A 19,180-nucleotide genomic window follows, 5' to 3' on the forward strand; every position below is an offset into this window, starting at 1 on the left:
CCGTACCACTCACGAGGTGACCGCGCCCTCGACGACGCCGATCGCGGCGACCAGGTGGGCCATCTCGGGATTCTGGGACGCCTCGGCCAGCTCGGCGGCCAGGGTCGCGTTGTGCGTCGGCCGGGCCAGCGTCAGCAGCTCGAAACCGGCCGCCGTGACCTCGCTGTAGATGCCGCGCCGGTCGGTCGGACACAGGTAGCGGGCCAGCAGCCCCCGGTCCTCCAGGCGGTTCACCAGCCGGGTGGTGGCGCTCTGGCTCAGCGCCATCGCGGTGGCCAGCTGGTTCATCCGCAGGTGGTGCTCCTCCTGCCGGGACAGCAGCTCCAGCACGCCGTACTCACTGACGCTCAGGTCGTGCTCGGCGCCGAGGACGCGCTCCAGCCGCGACTCGATCCGGGCGTGCAGGACCGCGAGCAGCCGCCAGCCGTGTACCTGGGCCTCGACCTCGTCATCCGCCAGCGACACGAGTCCACCTCTCTCAGACCGTCCCCGCCATCACGGTATCCCGCTCGGACGGGTGACGACGAGCAGCCACCGACGCGACGATCAGCACGACGAGGCCGGCGACGGTGACGATCGCACCGACCCACAGCGGAGCGGCGAACCCCAGACCAGCGGCGATGGCGAGCCCACCGAGCCACGCGCCGAGCGCGTTGCCGATGTTGAACGCGGCGATGTTGCTGCCCGAGGCCATGGTCGGGGCGTCCTGGGCGTACCCCATGATCCGCAGCTGCAGACCGGGCACGGTGGCGAAGCCGGTCGCACCCATCAGCAGCAACGAGATGACCGTCATGACCTGACTGTGCGCCGTCAGCGAGAACACCACGAGCACCACGGTGAGCAGCGCCAGGATGACCACCAGCGACCCGGTCAGCGCCCGGTCGGCGGCCTTGCCGCCGACGACGTTACCGACGAACAGGCCGACGCCGAACAGAATGAGCAGCCACGGCACGGTGCTGTCGGCGAACCCGCTGACCCTGGTCAGGGTGAACGCGATGTAGGTGAAGCCGCCGAACATGCCGCCGAAGCCCAGCACGGTCACCACGATCGACGCCCAGACCTGGGGACGACGGAAGACCCGCATCTCGGCGCGCAGGCTCGCACCTTCCGCCGCCGGTGTGGTCGGCACCAGGAACCTGATGCCGGCGAGCGCGATCACGCCGATCACGGTGATCGCCCAGAACGTGGAGCGCCAGCCGAGCTGCTGACCGAGGAACGTGCCGAACGGCACACCGAGCACGTTGGCCAGGGTGAGCCCGGTGAACATCATGGCGATGGCGCCGGCCCGCTTGTTGCTGTCGACCATATCGGCCGCGACGACCGCGCCGACGCCGAAGAACGCCCCGTGACACAGCGCCGCGACGATGCGTCCGGTCATGAGCAGCGCGTAGGACGGCGCGAGCGCCGAGAGCAGGTTGCCCGCGATGAACAACCCCATGAGGGCCATCAGTACGCGTTTGCGGTCGAACCGGGTGACCGCCGCGGTCAGCCCGATACCGCCGACCGCGACGGCGAGCGCGTACCCGGAGATCAGGTAACCGGCGACCGGCTCACTGACCGCGAAGTCCGCCGCGATCTCAGGCAGCAACCCCATGATCACGAACTCGGTCAACCCGATACCGAACCCACCCAGTGCCAGCGCGATGAGACCTACCGGCATGTCACTCACACCTCCCTGAAGATGCACACGCATTTATCCCGCGTCTGCAACGATTGCAGACGCGGCATACCCGCGCAAGCACAGTCCAAGAGACCTGAACCACACCCCGCCCGAAGCCAGCCACAGCCAAGCCGGCCAGAGCGAACCCAGCCACAGCTAAGTCGGCTCCGCGAGTCTCCGAAGGAGTTCCGGCGAAGGCCGGCGTACTGAATGTCCGCAACACCCCACCCCGCTACCAGGGCGGCTCCCCAGGCGACAACAAGCGCGCGCCCGGCCGACGAAGTCGGCTTGTTTTTCTGGGAGTACCCCCGACGGCGAAGCCGAGGGGGTGGTCACAGAAAAACTCCGCGCGGAACAGGCCCGACAAGACAGCCGAAAATCCTAAAGACGGCCCCCGGAGGGGGCCTCTTGAGGATTGTGAGCGCGGAACAGGCCCAACAGGAGAGAGATCGCCGACACGATCGCCCACGTGCCTTCCAGCAGCAGGAAGCCCCAGGAAGACTGCATCAGCGCGATGGTGGCCAGCACAGCCGAACCGACGAGGTTCAGCACCAGGTAGACCAGCGAGTGCGAGTCCAGCCGGTTCAGCTGCGCTGCGGCGAAGGCGGCGAGCACGAGCAGTGAGCCGCCGATTTCGATGAGATCAACAAGAGTCATGGCGTAGTCGCGCGCCGTCTTGTCCAGGCCGGGTACGGTCACGCTCTCGTCCGGAGCGGGCACAGAACGCGCCCACCGTTCGCTATTATATCTGAAGATTCATCAGCGGCCGATGAACTCCGTCACCTGTGCGGTGAACTCCGAGGTGGTCGCCTTGCCGCCGAGGTCGGCGGTACGGGCCTCGGTCTCGGCGAGCACCCGGGTGACGGCGGCAAGGACCTCCCGCGCGGCTTCGGGGTGACCGAGATGCTCCAGCATCATGGCGCCGGTCCAGATCGCACCGATCGGGTTGGCGATGCCCTTGCCCGCGATGTCCGGTGCGGAGCCGTGCACCGGCTCGAACATCGAGGGGTGGTCGTGCTCGGGGTTGATGTTGCCCGCGGGCGCCATGCCGATGCTGCCGGCCAGGGCCGCCGCCAGGTCGCTGAGGATGTCGCCGAACAGGTTGGAGGCGACGATGACGTCGAACCGTGCCGGGTCGAGCACGAGCTTCGCGCACAGTGCGTCGATGTGTTCGGAGTTCCAGGTGACGCTCGGGTGCTCGGCGGCTCGTTCCGCGACGACCTGGTCCCAGAACGGCATGGTGTGCACGATGCCGTTGGACTTGGTCGCCGAGGTCAGGCCACCGCCACGGCGGGTGGCGAGGTCGAACGCGTAGTCGGCGATGCGGGTCACACCGGCGCGGGTGAACACGGCCTCCTGGACCGCCATCTCCTCCGGGAACCCGCGCGCGAACCGGCCGCCGACCTCGCTGTACTCGCCTTCGACGTTCTCCCGCACGACGACGAGGTCCACATCGGCGGGGGTGGCATTGCGCAACGGGCTGGGCACGCCCTCGAACACGCGGATCGGCCGCAGGTTCACGTACTGCTGGAACGCGCGGCGGAACGGGATCAGCAGCCCCCACAGCGAGATGTGGTCCGGGACGCCGGGGAACCCGACGGCGCCGAGGAAGATCGCGTCATGGCCTCGGACCTGCTCGACGCCGTCCTCCGGCATCATCGCGCCTTCGCGTGCGTAGCGTTCGCAGGACCAGTCGAACTCGTCGTAGGCCAGGGTCAGGCCGTGCCTGCGCCCGACGACGTCCAGGACCTCACGGGCGGCGGGCAGTACCTCCTTGCCGATCCCGTCCCCGGGGATCAGCGCGATGCGATGCGTGGTAGCCATGCCCTACATCAGACCAAACACCTGGAGCATCCGTGGGACTGATCTACCACATCACCTACGCGACGGAGTGGGACAAGGCTCTCGCCGCCGGTAGCTACACGATGTCGACGCGCGGTGTGACGCTCGCCGAGCAGGGCTTCATCCACGCCAGCACCGCTGCCCAGGTAGCGGGGACCGCCAGCCGTTTCTACGCGGGCGAGCCGGGCCTGATCGTCCTGGAGATCGACGAGGACCTGGTGGAGCCGGAGATCAAGTACGAACCCGCCCCCGGTACCGACGAACTCTTCCCGCACATCTACGGCCCCCTGAACACCGGCGCGGTCGTCCACACCCGCCCGCTGGCGCCTCCGCCAACCCGCGAGTCGGGCGTGTGAGCACACCGAGTCGGGCGTTTCGGCACACCCACATGTGCCGAAACCACCGGCTCGGTGTGCTGAGAACCCCGACTCGCGGAGTGTCTGGAACCGGCGGAGTGGCTAGAGCAGGACCGCGCGTGTCTGGACCAGGGCGTCCTGGACGAACGTCAGCCACTGGTATACGCCGAGGTGGGCCGCCGCCGACTCGTCCTCGGGCGGTTCTTCCGGCATGTCCTCGGTCACACCCAGCGTGGTGCCCAGTGCCAGACGGATGTCGTTGAGCGCCGCGAGCCACGAGTCGGCCTGGTCGACGGTCAGCTCCACCTTGCCGCCCTCGGGCGGGCAGGTCTCCAGAATCGTCTCGGCGGCCTCGGTCTTGGCCTGGATCAGCTCCGGCTCACGCACCGAACGCAGCATGCTGGCCATCTCGGAGTCCTCCCGGTGGAAGTCCGGGAGCAACCGGGCCAGCACCGCGTCCTCCGGTGGGCTGGAGTGGCCCGAGGAAATGCCGGTCAGCAGCGCGAGCTCGTCCTGCGGGACCTCGCCGTGGCGTTCCTGCAGCATGTCGCGGACCTGCGTGATGAGGCCGCGCAGCAGGCGTGCCTCGTTCTCGTCGAAGAGCCCGACCAGCCGCACCTTCGTGCCGCGGCCGTGTTTGCGCCAACCGTTCACGAGCGCTGCATGGTGGCCCAGAGGCCGGCGGCGTGCAGCTTCGCCACGTCACCCTCGACCTTCTCCCGGCTGCCCGAGGACACGGTGGCCCGGCCGAGCTGGTGCACGTCGAGCATGAGCTTCGTCGCCTTGGCCCTGTCGTAGCCGAACAGCTTCTGGAAAACCAGCGTCACGTAGGACATCAGGTTGACCGGGTCGTTCCACACGATCGTCTGCCACGGCACCTCGACGGCGGTGGTCTCGTCCGCGACCTGCTCGACCTCTTGGGTCGGCGAGGGAAGTGGTGCGGCTGCCATGACCCCTATGGTGACATCACCGACAAGTGTCGCGCACGCCCGGTCACCATCCGAAACCTGACCGACACGCGCGGTGCGTCGCCTACCCTCTGCTGTTATGAGCTTCGACGGCAGCACCGGGCTGCTCACCGACCGCTACGAGCTGACCATGCTGGCCGCCGCGCTGGCCGACGGCACGGCGTCTCGACGGTGCACGTTCGAGTTGTTCGCGCGACGTCTGCCGGACGGCCGCCGCTACGGCGTCGTCGCCGGGACGGCGCGGCTGCTGGAGGCCATCTCCCGGTTCCGCTTCGGTGACGCCGAGCTGGACTCGCTCGCCGAGTCCGGCGCGATCAGCAGGGAGACGCTCGACTGGCTGGCCGACTACCGGTTCACCGGGGACGTCCACGGCTACCGCGAGGGTGAGCTGTACTTCCCCGGCTCCCCGGTCCTGACCGTCACCGGGACGTTCGGCGAGGCCGTGATCCTCGAGACGCTGGCACTGTCGATCTTCAACCACGACTGCGCGATCGCGTCGGCGGCGGCCAGGATGGTCGCGGCGGCCGCCGGCCGGCCGTTGATCGAGATGGGTTCCCGGCGCACCCACGAGGAGAGCGCGGTGGCCGCCGCGCGGGCCGCCTACCTGGCCGGTTTCGCCAGCACCTCCAACCTGGAGGCGGGCAGGCGTTACGGCATCCCGACCACCGGCACGGCCGCTCACGCCTACGTGTTGCTGCACGACGACGAGCAGCAGGCGTTCACCAGCCAGATCGCCAGCGCGGGGGTCAAGACGACGCTGCTGGTGGACACCTACGACATCACCGCCGGCATCGAGCGGGCGGTCGCGGCGGCCGGGACGGAGCTGGGCGCCATCCGGATCGACTCCGGCGACCTCGGTGAGCTGGCCCGCCAGGCCCGCGAGCAGCTCGACTCACTCGGCGCGAAGGCCACCAGGGTCGTGCTGTCCGGCGACCTGGACGAGTACGCGATCGCCGCGCTGCGCGCCGAGCCGGTCGACGCCTACGGGGTGGGGACCTCGCTGGTGACCGGTTCCGGCGCGCCGACAGCGGGCATGGTCTACAAGCTCGTCGAGGTGGACGGCCGCCCGGTGGCCAAGCGCAGCTCGGCGAAGGAGTCGCGGGGCGGGCGCAAGTCGGCGCTGCGCCGTTTCAAGCCGACGGGCACCGCGCTGGAGGAGCACGTGTTCCAGACGGCCGACCCGATCACTCCCGGCCAGCACGACCGGGTGCTGCCGGTGCCGCTGGTGGTCGGCGGCGACCCGGTTGACGGGCTGGAGACTCTCGAACAGTCCCGCGAGCGCCTGCGCGCGGCCTTGATCTCGGTGCCGTGGGAGGGCCTCAAGCTGTCCCGGGGTGAACCGGCGATCCCGACCGTCTTCGACCAGGGCGGCCGCTGATGGGCCGGGCGCTGATCATCGTCGACGTGCAGATCGACTTCTGCGAAGGCGGCTCGCTGGCGGTGCGGGGCGGCGCCTCGGTCGCCGAGCGGATCAACGCCCACGCTCTCGGCGGCGGCTACGACCAGGTGGTGGCCACGAGGGACTACCACGTCGATCCCGGTGACCACTTCAGCGAGACGCCCGACTACGTGAACTCGTGGCCGGTCCACTGCCGTGCCGGAACCCCCGGTGCCGCGTTCCATCCGGCGCTCGACGTGGCCCCGATCCGCGCGGTGTTCTCCAAGGGCGAGTACACCGCCGCCTACTCGGGTTTCGAGGGCGCCGAACCCGGCGGAACCGGCTTGGCCGACTGGCTGCGGACCAGGAACATCACCGAGGTGGACGTGGTCGGCATAGCCACGGACTACTGCGTCAGGGCCACCGCCCTGGACGCGGCCAGGGAAGGTTTCACCACGACGGTCCTGACCGACCTGACCGCCGGCGTGGCCCCCGAGTCCACCCGCGCAACCCTGACCGACCTGGAGACCAACGGAGTCGCGGTGGTCTGAGCGTGCGAGCTAGTCCCCCTGGTGACACCGCAAGGTATGAGCCAGAGGCAGCGGCGCGGTGAAAGTTGGCTCCGCGAGAGCTCCGAAGGAGTTCCGGCGAAGGCCGGCGTAGTGAATGTCGGCAACCAATGTCGCCAACTGCCAGGGCGGCTCCCCAGGTGGGCACAAGCGCGCGCCCGGCGACGAAGGAGCTTGTTTTTCTGGGAGTACCCCAGCGAGCGCTCGCGCGAGCCGGGGTGGTCACAGAAAAACTCCGCGCGGAAGCCGCCGGAGACACAGCAGGCCCGAAGGGCCAGGCTGTCGGTGCCGCCTAGTAGCGTCACTCGGCGTGCCGAGCGTTACCGCGAAACTCACCCCACCCACTCCCAGCGGCATCGATCTGCCGGGAGTGGATGAGCTGCTCAGCGCCGCGGTGGACGCCGTCGGGGGCGCGCCCCGGGAGGGGCAGCAGCAGATGGTGCGCGCGGTCCGTGACTCGCTGGTCAAGGGCCGGCACCTGGCCGTTCAGGCCGGCACCGGCACCGGCAAGTCGCTGGCCTACCTGGTTCCGTCGATCCGGCACGCGATCGCCAACGACACGACCGTGGTGATCTCGACCGCGACCATCGCGTTGCAGCGTCAGCTGGTCGACCGGGACCTGCCTCGGCTGGCCGAGGCGCTCAAGCCGGTGCTGGGCCGCAAGCCCACGTTCGCCATCCTCAAGGGGCGGCGCAACTACCTGTGTCTGCACCGGTTGAGCGGTCCGGACCCGGTGGACGATGCCGACCAGCTGTTCGACCCGTTTGCCATCTCCGCGATGGGGCGGCACGTGAAGCGGTTGCACGAGTGGTCGTCGGACACCGACACGGGCGATCGGGACGAGCTGGTGCCGGGGGTTCCGGACTCGGCGTGGCGGCAGGTGTCGGTGACCGCGCGGGAGTGCCTCGGGGTGTCGCGCTGCCCGGTCGGCACGGACTGTTTCGCCGAGCGGGCCCGCCACGAGGCCGGGCGGGCGGACATCGTGGTCACGAACCACGCGCTGCTGGCGATCGACGCGTTGGAGAACAGCACGATCCTGCCCGAGCACGACGTGGTCGTCGTCGACGAGGCGCACGATCTGGTCGACCGGGTCACCGGGGTCGCCACCGCCGAGCTGACCTCCGCGATGGTCGCCACGGCGGCCCGGCGCTGCGGCAAGCTCATCGACCAGGCCGTCGCGGACCGTCTCGAAGAGGCGTCCGAGGGCTTGGACATGGTGCTCACCGACGCCCCGCTGGGCCGGTGGGAGTCGACGCTGCCCGCGCCGGTCGCCGGTGCGTTGACCGCGGTCAGGGATGCCACGTCGGCGTGCCGCACGGGGCTGGGCCCTGAGCGCAAGGAGGACCCGGACCACGCGACTTCCCGCAAGCTGGCGCTGGCGCTGCTCGACGAGGTCAACGAGACGTCGGCGCGGCTGTTGGCGGCGTTCGTCGAGGAGGACCCGGCCAAGCGCTACGACGTCGTGTGGCTGGCCGAGCAGGGTCCGGACGCCTCCAGGGGCCGGGTGCTGCGGGTCGCGCCGCTGTCGGTCGGTGGGTTGCTGCGGGAGCGGCTGTTCGGCCCGCGCACCGTGGTGCTGACGTCGGCGACGCTGACCCTCGGCGGCTCGTTCGACGCGCTGGCCCGCCAGTGGGGTCTACCGGCGGAGAAGCCGAAGCCGGAGGGCGCCGAGCTGAAGGACGGCAAGGAGGAAGTCGACCCGATCGCGGACGCCGACGTGCCGAAGTGGTCGGGGCTGGACGTCGGCTCGCCGTTCCAGCACGAGCGCGCCGGCATCCTGTACGTCGCCAAACACCTGCCAACCCCGGGCCGCGACGGGCTGCCCAAGGCGTACCTGGACGAGATCGCCGAGCTGGTCACCGCCGCCGAGGGCGGCACGCTGGGCCTGTTCTCCTCGATGCGCGCGGCGAAGCAGGCGACCGAGGCGCTGCGGCCCCGCCTGGAGCAGCCGATCCTGTGCCAGGGCGACGACTCGACCGGGCTGCTGGTGAAGCGGTTCGCCGAGGACGACGCGACGTGTCTGTTCGGCACACTGTCGCTGTGGCAGGGCGTCGACGTGCCGGGCCGGTCACTGCGGCTGGTGCTGATCGACCGCATCCCGTTCCCGCGCCCGGACGACCCGCTGGTGTCGGCGAGGCAGCGCGCGGTCGACTCCCGTGGAGGTAACGGCTTCCTGACCGTGTCGGCCACCCACGCCGCACTCTTGCTGGCGCAGGGCGCCGGCCGTCTGCTGCGCGGCATGGACGACCGGGGCGTGGTGGCGATCCTGGATCCGCGCCTGGCGACGGCCCGCTACGGCGGCTTCCTGCGCGCGTCACTGCCGCCGTTCTGGCCGACCACCGATCCCGAGGTCGTCAGGGCCGCCCTCCGCCGTCTGGCCACCAAACCCTCGTGAGTGTTGAGTGTGGCTATAGCCACACTCAACACTCACGAGGGGAAGTGGGCCGCGCAGGTGACGGTGCCGGGGGTGACCTCGGTGAAGCCCGCGTCGCGGACCAGGACCGTCGAGCGGTCCGCGCCTGAACCCGCGGCCATCAGCTCGGACCACTGCCCGGGGGACGCGGTACGGACCGCGGTGCGCAGACCGTTCGCCCGCCAGGAGTCCAACGCCTCGGGCGGCAGGGCGGCGGCCAGGATCATCGTCGCGTGACCGACCTGCGCGGCGGCCTTGCCGACCGTCAGTTCGACGCCGGGGTTCAGCCACACCATCGGGAGCCCGGGAGCCGGCACGCCCGGTGAGTCCGCCGGCAGCTCGGTGCCGGAGATCTGCAGCCGGGACACCTCACGCGGAAGCTCCGTGACCAGCCCGGGCACCAGCGAACGCACCGAGGCCCCGTCGACCGTCACGGTCACCCCGGGAAGCTCCTGCACGGCCGCCCAGTGCGCTCCCCTGGCCCGCCGGGACACCTTCCGGATGCGCCCGGCCACCCAGGTCGACACGTCCGGGTGCCACTCCCCACCGGGCGCGGCACGCTCGTCGAGGCACACCGCCAGCGCTGACGCGGCGGCCGCTTCCAGCAGCGCGGTCCGTGACGGCGGCTCGGCACGTTCGATGCGCAGGACCATCGGCATTGCACGGACCAGCGCCGGGTCCTCGTCGGAGGTGTCCGAGGTCATCTCCTCGGGCAGCCGCAACCAGTGCACGTAGCGCGCGGCCAGCGGCGCCAGCAGGTCACGGGACAAGCGGAACCCGCCGCAGCAGACCCTCGGCGGCGTCCGCCACCTCGACCTCGTCGCGGGTGATGCCCAGCACGAACAGCACGACGTCGAGGTAGGGCACCGACAGCGCGGTGTCGGCCACCTCACGCAGCGCGGGCTTGGCGTTGAACGCCACACCCAGCCCGGCGGTGGACAGCATGTCGATGTCGTTCGCGCCGTCACCGACCGCGACGCACTGCTCCAGCGGGATGTCGTACTCCTGGGCGAACCGGCGCAGCGCGACCGCCTTGCCTGCGCGGTCGATGATCTCGCCGTCCGAGCCGACCACCTGGCCGGTCAGCTTCCCGTCGACCACTTCCAGCTCGTTCGCCGCGCAGAAGTCCAGGCCCAGCTCGTCCACGAGCCGCCGCACGACCGTGGTGAAACCACCGGACACGACGCCGCACCGGTAACCCAGCCGCTTGAGCGTCCGGATCGTGGTGCGCGCGCCGGGGGTGAGCTCGAGGCTGTCCGCGACCTCGTCGAGCACCGACACCGGCAGCCCGGCCAGCACCGACACCCGGCGGCGCAGTGACTCGGTGAAGTCCAGCTCGCCGCGCATCGCGGCCTCGGTGACCGCGCGGACCTCCTCCTGCGCCTCGTCACCGGCCTTCGCCGCGAGCATCTCGATGACCTCACCGGTGATGAGCGTCGAGTCGACGTCGAACACGATCAGCCGCTTGCTGCGGCGGGCGAGACCGACCCGTTCCACCGCCACGTCGACACCCACGGAGGCCGCGACCTCGACGAGCTTCGCGCGCAGAGCGCCGTGCGGGTAGTCGACGTGGTCGTTCGGGTCCGGCGAGACCATCAGCTCCAGGCCGGTGACCGGGTAGTCGGCGACCCGGCGGATGGAGTCGATGTTGGCGCCGACCTCGGCGAGCGCACGGGCCACCTCACCGAACGCACGCGCCGTGATGGGCTGTCCGAGCACCACGACGACGTGGGTGGAGGCGCGCCGCAGCTCCGATTCCCGGTCCGCCTGCGAGGCCCGCTGCACGGTGATGTGCACGCTCATCCCGACGGTCGCCATCGACTGCTCGATCGCTTCCTGCAGACCCTCCGGGTCCCGGTCGGTCGCGACCAGGGTTCCCAGGGTCAGCCGCCCCTGGATCACCACCTGCTCGACGTCGAGCAGCTCGACCCCATGGCGGGTCAGCGCGGTGAACAGCACCGAGCTCACCCCGGGCCGGTCCGGCCCGGTGACAGTGATCAGGACCGTGACATCGCCGCTCACGCAGCCTCCTCGACAAACCTGTGAGTGGTAAGTGGTCCTATAGCGCCACTCAGCACTCACGACGAAGAACGTGTCGTGAGTGCTGAGTGGCGCTACGCCTTCGGCGCCCCTTCGGGGTAGAACCACTTACCCCTCACAGAGGGAGGACTCAGTTGTCCTTCGGGTCGCCGTTGGGCAAAATCTCCGGCCCGGTCTTCGCCGAGGCCAGCTCCGACGGCGTGGCGTGCTTCTTGCCGGTGTGCGCCTCGTCGCGCAGCCGCTGGACCAGGTGCGGGTAGTGCAGCTCGAACGCGGGGCGCTCGGAGCGGATGCGGGGCAGCTCGGTGAAGTTGTGCCGGGGCGGCGGGCAGGTGGTCGCCCACTCCAGCGAGTTGCCGTAGCCCCACGGGTCGTCGACCGTGACCACGCGCCCGTAGCGGTAGCTGCGGAAGACGTTCCAGATGAACGGCAGGGTCGAGGTGCCCAGGATGAACGCGCCGATCGAGGAGATCGTGTTCAGCGTGGTGAACCCGTCGGAGGGCAGGTAGTCGATGTAGCGGCGGGGCATGCCTTCGGCGCCGACCCAGTGCTGGACCAGGAAGGTGGCGTGGAAGCCGAAGAAGGTGAGCCAGAAGTGCACCTTGCCCAGCGTCTCGTCCATCATCCGGCCGGTCATCTTCGGGAACCAGAAGTAGATGCCGGAGTAGGTGGCGAACACGATCGTGCCGAACAGCACGTAGTGGAAGTGCGCCACCACGAAGTACGTGTCCGACACGTGGAAGTCGACCGGCGGCGAGGCCAGCAGAATGCCGGTCAGACCACCGAACAGGAACGTGACCAGGAAGCCGACCGCGAACAGCATCGGCGTCTCGAAGGTCAGCTGCCCCTTCCACATGGTGCCGATCCAGTTGAAGAACTTGATGCCGGTCGGGATGGCGATCAGGAACGTGGTGAACGAGAAGAACGCGAGCAGCACCGCGCCGGTGGCGTACATGTGGTGCGCCCACACCGCCACGGACAGCGCCGCGATCGAGATCGTCGCGTAGACCAGGGCCTTGTAGCCGAACAGCGGCTTACGGCTGAACACCGGGAAGACCTCGGTCACGATGCCGAAGAACGGCAGGGCGACGATGTAGACCTCGGGGTGGCCGAAGAACCAGAACAGGTGCTGCCACAGGATCACGCCACCGTTGGCCGGGTCGAACACGTGGCCACCGAGGTGGCGGTCGACCTCCAGCCCCAGCAGCGCGGCGGTCAGCACCGGGAACGCGATCAGGATCAGGATCGTGGTGATGAAGATGTTCCAGGTGAACACCGGCATCCGGAACATGGTCATACCGGGTGCGCGCAGGCAGATCACGGTGGTGAGCATGTTCACCCCACCCAGGATCGTGCCCAGACCGGCGACGACCAGACCCATGATCCACAGGTCCGCGCCGACACCCGGGGAGTGCGTCGCGTTCGACAGCGGGGTGTAGGCGAACCAGCCGAAGTCCGCGGCACCACCGGGGGTCAGGAACCCGGACAGCACGGTGATGCCACCGAACAGGAACAGCCAGTAGGAGAAGGCGTTCAACCGGGGGAAAGCCACGTCCGGCGAGCCGATCTGCAACGGCATGATGTAGTTCGCGAAACCGAACAGGATCGGCGTCGCGTACAGCAGCAGCATGATCGTGCCGTGCATGGTGAACAGCTGGTTGAACTGCTCTGGCGAGAGGAACTGGGTACCCGGTCGAGCGAGCTCGGCGCGCATCAGCAGCGCCATCGCTCCGCCCGCCATGAAGAAGGCGAACGAGGTCACCAGGTAGAGAATCCCGATGTCCTTCGGGTCCGTGGTGTGCAAGAAACGCACCAGGGACGTGCCCTTGACCGCACGCCGCGCCGGATACGGCTGCGGCGAAATCGGCGTGGGACTAACGGCGGTCACGACTGCCTCCTGCACTCCGGCGCTGGGTTGGCCTGGCGGAATCCTAACCGCGGCCGCCCACTCGGCCTAAGCGGCGGTACCCGGACGGGCACGTCATGTGGCCCCGACCAGCCGACGCGTGCCGGCGATGTGGTGATGCCCACTCGGGCCCGGGTGCGTCTGACAGCATTCTGAGATCACCCGAGGGTGCACCCGCGGGCGTTCCTGAGGACGCGGGTACGGTCGTTGACGGGGTCTGACCCGACGAGCAAGGCCTACGGCCCCGTAAGGCCGGGCGCCGTTATGACGCCTATGACTTTGACGCTACATCCGAACCTACTGAAGATGGAGCCCGTAACGACCCGCGGAAACGCACCGAGAACATATCGGGGGCATCGCGGGGGGTCACGGAGATCCGGTCTGGTCCGGGTTACGAGGAACACCCGACCAGAGACTGAAGCAACGGAGGTCAATTGATGGGTCGCACACCCACGCGCGTCGGGGTGGTCGGTTACGGGTACTGGGGTTCGAAGCACGTACGTGTGCTCAACAGCCTGCCCGATGTCGAGGTCACCGTGATCGACAACGACCAGCAACGGCTGCGCGAGGCGATGGCCAGCTTCCCGTCGTGCCGGATCGCAACCGACCTCTCCGAGGAACTCGAGTCGCAGGACGCCGTCGTCGTGGCGACCCCGCCGGGTATCCACGCGAACGTCGGGCTCCAGGCACTGGAAGCCGGCCTGCACACGCTGATCGAGAAGCCGCTGGCCAACTCCATCGAGGAGGCCGAGGCGCTCGTCGCCGCCTCGGAGAAGTCCGGCGCCCGCCTGATGGTGGGGCACACCTTCGAGTACAACCCGGCCGTCTGGAAGCTGAAGGAGATCATCAGCTCCGGTGAGCTCGGGCGCGTCCTCTACATCGACGCCGCCCGGCTGAGCCTGGGCCGCTACCAGACCGACTGCAACGTCATCTGGGACCTGGCGCCGCACGACATCTCGATCGTGTCGTACCTGCTGGACGAGGTGCCGCAGACCGTGTCGGTCTGGGCGCAGCACAACATCGGCACCGAGCACGCCGACGTCGCGTACCTGAAGCTGGAGTTCGAGAAGTCCGGCGCACCGGCGTTCGTGCACCTCTCCTGGCTGCACCCGGAGAAGACCCGCCGGGTCACCGTGGTCGGCGAGAAGAAGATGGCCGTCTACAACGACATGTCCGACAACGAGCGGATCCGGATCTACGACGTCGGTGTCGACCCGAAGAAGGTCGACGACGACGCCTCGCACGGCTTCCCGGTCAGCTACCGGACCGGCGACATCGTCTCGCCGTTCGTGCCGTTCCAGGAGCCGCTGCTGGTCCAGGACAGCCACTTCATCGAGTGCGTCCGCACCGGCGCCGAGCCCCGCACGCCGGGCCAGCGCGGTCTGGACATCGTCAAGGTGCTGGCCGCGACCGACGTCGCGGGCGCGACCGGGGCACCGGCGCACCTGTCGGGCAACCTCGACCTCGCCTCCGTCGGCAACGGCCACCGGATGGTGCGGTCATGAGCGAGCAGCCCGTCCCGTTCCTCGACCTGGCGTCGGTCAACGGTGACCTGCGCGCGGAGTACGAGGCCGCGTTCAGCACCGTGCTCGGCCACGGCAAGTTCATCGGCGGTCCCGAGGTCGGCAAGTTCGAGGCCGAGTTCGCCGAGTACTGCCAGGCCCGCGCGGCCGTCGGCTGCGGCAACGGCACCGACGCGCTGGAGCTGATCCTCAAGGGCCTGGGCATCGGCCCCGGCGACGAGGTCATCGTGCCGGCGAACACGTTCATCGCTACCGTCGAGGCCGTGCTCTACGTGGGCGCTCGCCCCCGGTTCGTCGATGTGCTGCCGGACACGCTGCTGATCGACCCGGACGCCGCCAACGCCGCGGTGAACAAGAACACCGCCGCGGTCATCGGTGTGCACCTGTTCGGGCAGATGGTCGACATCGACCGCGTGCTCGAGGTGACCCGCCGGCACGGCATCGCGTTCATCGAGGACGCCGCGCAGGCCCAGGGCGCCGAGTTCGACGGCAAGCGCGCCGGCAGCCAGGGCGTGGCGACCGGGTTCAGCTTCTACCCGGGCAAGAACCTCGGCGCGCTCGGCGACGCCGGTGCCGTGGTCACCCAGGACACCGAGCTGGCCGACAAGATCCGTCGGATCGCCGACCACGGCCGATCCGCCGAGAGCCGGTTCCTGCACGACCTGGTGGGCCGGAACAGCCGGATGGACTCGGTCCTCGCGGCCGGTCTGTCGATCAAGCTGCGCGGGCTGGACAAGGCCAACGCGGGACGGCTGCGCGCCTGGAAGCAGTACGTCGAGGAGCTGCCGAGCGCGGTGCGCCCGGTGTCCACGCACCCCAAGGCGGCTGCCGTGCACCACGTGGCCGTCGTCGAGGTGGAGAACCGCGACAAGGTCTGCACCGCGTTGGACGAGGCCGGGGTCGGCTGGGGTCTGCACTACAAGACCCCGTGTCACCTCGACTCGGCGTACACCCAGTTCACCGAGAGCCTCCCGGTCGTCGAGGCGGCCGCCGAGCGCATCCTGTCGCTGCCGATGTCGCCCAACATGACCGAGCAGCAGGTCAGCCGGGTGTGTGAGGTACTCAGAGGTGTCACGGGATGACGCGTCCCTCAGACGCGACACGGAACTCGGGGAGCGGTAGCTCCCCGAGTTCCGTTCAGAGCGGCGCTCGGCCCGGTCCGCCGATCCGGCCGCCCGGCCCTCGCTTTGCGCCACCGCCGCCGCCCAGGCGGAGTCTGACGCCGGCGCAGGGGTCGCGTCTGGGGCTGATCGCGTTGGTGATCATCATGTTGGGCACGGCCGCCGGTATGGCCGTGACGCTGCCGATGCAGTCGCTCTACGCGGCGCGCACGCAGCTGCTCTACCAGGTGTCCGCCGAGGACGCCAGCGACAACCTCAAGACCAACCGCGACCTGAGCACCCAGCTGGTCGTGGTGACCAGCCGCGCGGTGCTCGGTCCGGTCGCCGACGCGAACGGCATCTCGGTCGACGACCTGACCAAGGACACCAAGGCGACGCTCGTCGGTGACGGCGGGCCGGACGTCCAGCCCAGCGGTGTCATCCAGGTCGACGTGATCCACCCGGTCAGGGAGACCGGTGTCCAGCTAGCCGACGCGATCGGCAAGCAGTACCTGAAGGTCGTCCAGGCCGGCAGCCCCACCACGTACCTGCAGGGCCAGCTCGACGACGCGAAGAAGCAGCTCACGACCGCCACCGCGGCGACATCGGCGGGCATCCAGGCCCGCGTCATGTCGCTGCAGGGCCAGCTGGACACCGAGGCGATCGCGGGGACCCAGGCGAGCATCCTGACTCCGGCCTACTCGGTCACCGACCGTGTCTTCCCGAACCCGGCCTTCACCGCGGCCACCGGTGCCCTGTGTGGCATCGTGCTCGCCGCACTGGTGGCCATCTGGCTGTCCCGACGTTGGACGCGGAGTTGATGACGATGGCGCCGGACAACCAGAACGGGACAGCAACACACTCGGACAGGCACCATGGACCGCAAGCCCGTGCCGTCCGTCCAGGGAGTTCAGCATGACGCGCGCCTCAGACGCGGCCCGCAACACCGACCGAGCGTCGGACAAACAGCGGCCCGCGAAGAACCCGCCGCCGAGCAACGTCGCGGGTCCGCTGCCGGTGAGGCGTCCGCAGACCCCGCCGCCGCCCGCCCCCACACAGGGCGGAAGCAGCTCCGGCAGGCCCTCGACACCGCCCAACAGGCCCAGCACGGCAGGCCCCAACGGCGCCGGCTCCGGTGGTCCCGCCACCCCCAGCAGGCCGGCGACCGGCGGCTCCGGCGCCGGCGGGCCCGCTCCCAGCAGGTCGTCCACCGGCGGCTCGGGTTCCGGGGACTTCGGCTCCGGCAGCTCATCCGCCCCCAGCAGGCCCGCTACCGGCGGCTCGGGGTCCGGCTCCGGGACCCCTTCACCCAGCAGGCCCGCCACCGGCGGCTCGGGCACCAGCACCCCGCCCGCGAGCAGGCCGGCCACGAGCGGTCCGAGTTCGAGCGGTCCGAGTTCGAGCGGTCCGAGTTCGAGCGGTCCGAGTTCGGGCAGCTCCGGTTCGAGCGGCTCGGGCTCGGGTGGTTCGTCCGCGCCGAGCAGGCCGGCCACGAAGAGCTCCGGCTCCAGCGGCTCGGCGGGTTCGTCGTCGGGCGGTTCCGGCAGCTCCAGCGGTTCCCCCAGCTCCAAGGACAGCGGCTCCCCCGCTGCGTCCTCGGCCGCCCCCTCCACCAGCGCCAAGCCCGCGAGCAGCAGCAAGCCCGCGACGAGCAACAAGTTCGCGTCCAGCAGCAGCAAGCCCGCGACGTCGGGCTCCTCGTCCAGCTCGGCGCCGGCCCCTCGGACCTCGACGCCGGCCAGCGCGCCACCGCGAGGCCGTCAGCCGCTGCCCGGCCCCCCGCCCGGCATGCGGATGCCCGGCCCGCCCATGCCGGCCGGTCCGCGCTACGCCCCGCTGCCCCCGCCGAGGAAGCAGCTGTCCGCCGGCCAGCGCAGCAAGCTCGTGTCGCTGTTCGTCGTCCTGCTCCTGCTGGGTGCCGCACTGGGCTACCTGGTCGCGCTCGTGCTGCCGACGCAGTACGCGGCCCGGGTCACGATCCAGTACAACATCGCCAACCAGAACACCGGCGACTTCCTGAAGACCGATCGCAACCTCACCACCCAGCAGGTGCTGCTGACCAGCCGCAACGTGCTGCAACCGGTGGCCGACGCGAACGGCATCACGGTCGAGAGCCTCGCCAAGAAGGTCTCGGTCACCAACCCGGACAAGAGCAGCATCATCCAGCTCGAGGTCAGGGACGACACCCGCGAAGGCGGGGTCAACCTGGCGAACGCCATCGCCAAGCAGTACCTGACGGTGTCGAACGCGAGTAGCCCGAAGGGCTACGTCCAGACCCAGCTGGATGCGGTGAAGAAGCAGCAGGCCACGCCGCAGCCTGGAGCAACGCCGGCCGACACCGCCGCGCTCGCGGCCCGTGCCGCCGCGCTGCAGGCCCAGCTGGACGGCATGAACATCACCGCCAACCAGTCGACCGTGCTGAGCCAGGCGTACTCGCTGGACGCTCCGGCGTTCCCGAACGTCTCGCTGGCCGGTTTCACCGGTGGCGTGTGTGGCCTGCTGATCGCCCTGATGACCGCGGTGACCCTGACCCGACGCTGGACCCGCAGCTAAGTGGTCACGACCACTGAGACCCGGAGCTGAGTACCCACACATGACAGAACGGCGCATGTCCTGGCGGATGCCCAGGGTGCTGATGTACCACAACTTCGGCGAGGCACCAGCCGCCGGAGACCCGGAGAGCCTGTTCATCACCGAGCAGATGTTCCGGGATCAGCTGGCGTTACTGCGCAGACGTGGCTGGCGGGCCCTGACCCTCGACGAGTTCCTGGCGACCCTGGACGGCGCACCGGCTCCGAGGAAGTCCTACCTGGTCACGATCGACGACGGTCACGAGTCGGTGCTGCGCACCGCGGCGCCGATCCTCGAGGAGGCCGGGATCCCCTCGGTGCTGTTCGTGCCGCCCTCGGTGCTGGGCGGCCCGATCACCTGGAACCCGGTGTACGCCGCCGAGCAGCTGTCGAGCAAGGACGAGATCGCCACGCTCGCCGGCTCGCTCATGGAGGTCGGGGTCCACAGCTGGGACCACAGCCGGATGTTCGGCATGGACACCGAGGAGCTGGACCTGCACGTGGTCCGGGCCCGCGACGAGGTGGCGAAGATGATGGGCTACCCGGCCCGGTCGTTCGCCTACCCGTTCGGGACACACGACGCCACGGCCCGGCGCGCCATGGCCGACGCCGGGTACGCGGTCAGCTTCGCCGTGGCCAGGGAACACGGCCGCTTCGCCGTCGACCGCATCTTCGTCAAGAGCCACGACTCACTGGCGATGTTCCAGTTCAAGCTGAGCCTGGCGTATCGCGCCGCGTCCCGGGTCGGCGGCCGCACGCCGTGGCTGCGCCACAAGGTGCGCGCAGTGTTGCAGCTCGTGAAGGGCGTCCGGCAGCCGAGTACGGACCGTCAGGTCTCCCAGAAGGGCGGGTAAC

At 69.6% G+C, this 19,180-nt stretch carries 18 protein-coding genes and 1 riboswitch; of the genes, 9 read left to right on the forward strand and 9 right to left on the reverse strand.

The window, feature by feature from the left end; all coding sequences use genetic code 11:
• Window positions 1–9: 9 nt before the first annotated feature.
• From G406_RS0134905 to G406_RS0134920, 4 genes are all read right to left on the reverse strand, one after another.
• Complete coding sequence (locus tag G406_RS0134905) at window positions 10–465, reverse strand: MarR family winged helix-turn-helix transcriptional regulator (protein ID WP_028937416.1); 456 nt, start codon at window positions 463–465, stop codon at window positions 10–12.
• A gap of 13 nt (window positions 466–478) precedes the next feature.
• Window positions 479–1,660, reverse strand: coding sequence for an MFS transporter (locus G406_RS0134910; RefSeq protein WP_028937417.1), 1,182 nt, complete (start codon window positions 1,658–1,660; stop codon window positions 479–481).
• Between the two features lie 381 nt (window positions 1,661–2,041).
• Window positions 2,042–2,359 carry a CBU_0592 family membrane protein gene (locus G406_RS0134915; RefSeq protein ID WP_211241366.1) on the reverse strand — a complete coding sequence of 106 codons (318 nt, stop codon included), beginning with the start codon at window positions 2,357–2,359 and terminating at the stop codon, window positions 2,042–2,044.
• A riboswitch (guanidine-III (ykkC-III) riboswitch) is annotated at window positions 2,326–2,395 on the reverse strand. (Overlaps the previous gene by 34 nt.)
• A gap of 24 nt (window positions 2,396–2,419) precedes the next feature.
• Window positions 2,420–3,484, reverse strand: coding sequence for a tartrate dehydrogenase (locus G406_RS0134920; protein WP_028937419.1), 1,065 nt, complete (start codon window positions 3,482–3,484; stop codon window positions 2,420–2,422).
• A 32-nt stretch (window positions 3,485–3,516) separates the two neighbouring features.
• Between G406_RS0134920 and G406_RS51810 the strand changes: the two genes are divergently transcribed.
• A complete protein-coding gene (locus G406_RS51810; RefSeq protein WP_051343109.1) occupies window positions 3,517–3,858 on the forward strand; it encodes a DUF952 domain-containing protein in 342 nt (113 codons plus the stop codon).
• Between the two features lie 102 nt (window positions 3,859–3,960).
• Here the strand turns inward: G406_RS51810 and G406_RS0134930 are convergent, their stop codons facing one another.
• Together G406_RS0134930 and clpS are read right to left on the reverse strand one after the other, a co-directional pair.
• Window positions 3,961–4,512, reverse strand: a complete 552-nt coding sequence (locus G406_RS0134930; RefSeq protein WP_028937420.1) for a DUF2017 domain-containing protein — start codon at window positions 4,510–4,512, stop codon at window positions 3,961–3,963.
• Entirely contained in the window at window positions 4,509–4,808 is a 300-nt protein-coding gene (gene clpS, locus G406_RS0134935; protein ID WP_028937421.1) for an ATP-dependent Clp protease adapter ClpS, read from the reverse strand. Before clpS ends, G406_RS0134930 begins: the two co-directional genes overlap by 4 nt.
• 97 nt (window positions 4,809–4,905) lie before the next feature.
• On the opposite strand from clpS, the gene G406_RS0134940 reads away from it, so the two are divergent.
• From G406_RS0134940 to G406_RS0134950, 3 genes are all read left to right on the forward strand, one after another.
• Window positions 4,906–6,204: a nicotinate phosphoribosyltransferase gene (locus tag G406_RS0134940; protein ID WP_028937422.1), complete on the forward strand. Its 1,299-nt coding sequence runs from the start codon at window positions 4,906–4,908 to the stop codon at window positions 6,202–6,204.
• On the forward strand, window positions 6,204–6,755 hold the full coding sequence (locus G406_RS51815; RefSeq protein ID WP_037080194.1) for a nicotinamidase: 552 nt from the start codon (window positions 6,204–6,206) through the stop codon (window positions 6,753–6,755). The genes G406_RS0134940 and G406_RS51815 overlap by 1 nt, the downstream gene beginning before the upstream one ends.
• 328 nt (window positions 6,756–7,083) lie before the next feature.
• Window positions 7,084–9,168: an ATP-dependent DNA helicase gene (locus tag G406_RS0134950; RefSeq protein ID WP_483826428.1), complete on the forward strand. Its 2,085-nt coding sequence runs from the start codon at window positions 7,084–7,086 to the stop codon at window positions 9,166–9,168.
• A gap of 32 nt (window positions 9,169–9,200) precedes the next feature.
• On the opposite strand, the gene G406_RS0134955 is transcribed toward G406_RS0134950, so the two are convergent.
• The 3 genes from G406_RS0134955 to ctaD all read right to left on the reverse strand — a co-directional run bounded on the left by G406_RS0134955 (window position 9,201) and on the right by ctaD (window position 13,114).
• The gene (locus G406_RS0134955; protein WP_084216655.1) at window positions 9,201–9,890 is read right to left on the reverse strand and encodes a peptidyl-tRNA hydrolase; all 690 of its coding nucleotides are present in this window, start codon (window positions 9,888–9,890) and stop codon (window positions 9,201–9,203) included.
• Between the two features lie 55 nt (window positions 9,891–9,945).
• Window positions 9,946–11,208, reverse strand: a complete 1,263-nt coding sequence (gene serB / locus G406_RS0134960) for a phosphoserine phosphatase SerB (RefSeq protein ID WP_028937425.1) — start codon at window positions 11,206–11,208, stop codon at window positions 9,946–9,948.
• Window positions 11,209–11,356: 148 nt separating this feature from the next.
• The gene (gene ctaD, locus G406_RS0134965; protein ID WP_028937426.1) at window positions 11,357–13,114 is read right to left on the reverse strand and encodes an aa3-type cytochrome oxidase subunit I; all 1,758 of its coding nucleotides are present in this window, start codon (window positions 13,112–13,114) and stop codon (window positions 11,357–11,359) included.
• 455 nt (window positions 13,115–13,569) lie between these two features.
• On the opposite strand from ctaD, the gene G406_RS51820 reads away from it, so the two are divergent.
• The 5 genes from G406_RS51820 to G406_RS0134990 all read left to right on the forward strand — a co-directional run bounded on the left by G406_RS51820 (window position 13,570) and on the right by G406_RS0134990 (window position 19,179).
• Window positions 13,570–14,637, forward strand: coding sequence for a Gfo/Idh/MocA family protein (locus tag G406_RS51820; protein WP_037080197.1), 1,068 nt, complete (start codon window positions 13,570–13,572; stop codon window positions 14,635–14,637).
• Entirely contained in the window at window positions 14,634–15,737 is a 1,104-nt protein-coding gene (locus G406_RS0134975; protein WP_028937427.1) for a DegT/DnrJ/EryC1/StrS family aminotransferase, read from the forward strand. Before G406_RS51820 ends, G406_RS0134975 begins: the two co-directional genes overlap by 4 nt.
• Window positions 15,738–15,922: 185 nt before the next feature.
• A complete protein-coding gene (locus G406_RS0134980) occupies window positions 15,923–16,576 on the forward strand; it encodes a YveK family protein (RefSeq protein WP_156935319.1) in 654 nt (217 codons plus the stop codon).
• A 94-nt stretch (window positions 16,577–16,670) separates the two neighbouring features.
• Window positions 16,671–18,308 (forward strand): YveK family protein, encoded by a 1,638-nt coding sequence (locus G406_RS57485; RefSeq protein WP_156935320.1) that lies wholly within the window; start codon window positions 16,671–16,673, stop codon window positions 18,306–18,308.
• 40 nt (window positions 18,309–18,348) lie between these two features.
• A complete protein-coding gene (locus G406_RS0134990) occupies window positions 18,349–19,179 on the forward strand; it encodes a polysaccharide deacetylase family protein (protein WP_084216613.1) in 831 nt (276 codons plus the stop codon).
• The last annotated feature ends 1 nt before the right edge of the window (window position 19,180 follow it).

The sequence above is a fragment of the Actinospineispora spinosispora DSM 44797 genome (genome assembly GCF_000429025.1).
In the GTDB taxonomy this organism is placed as follows: Bacteria; Actinomycetota; Actinomycetes; order Mycobacteriales; family Pseudonocardiaceae; genus Pseudonocardia; species Pseudonocardia spinosispora.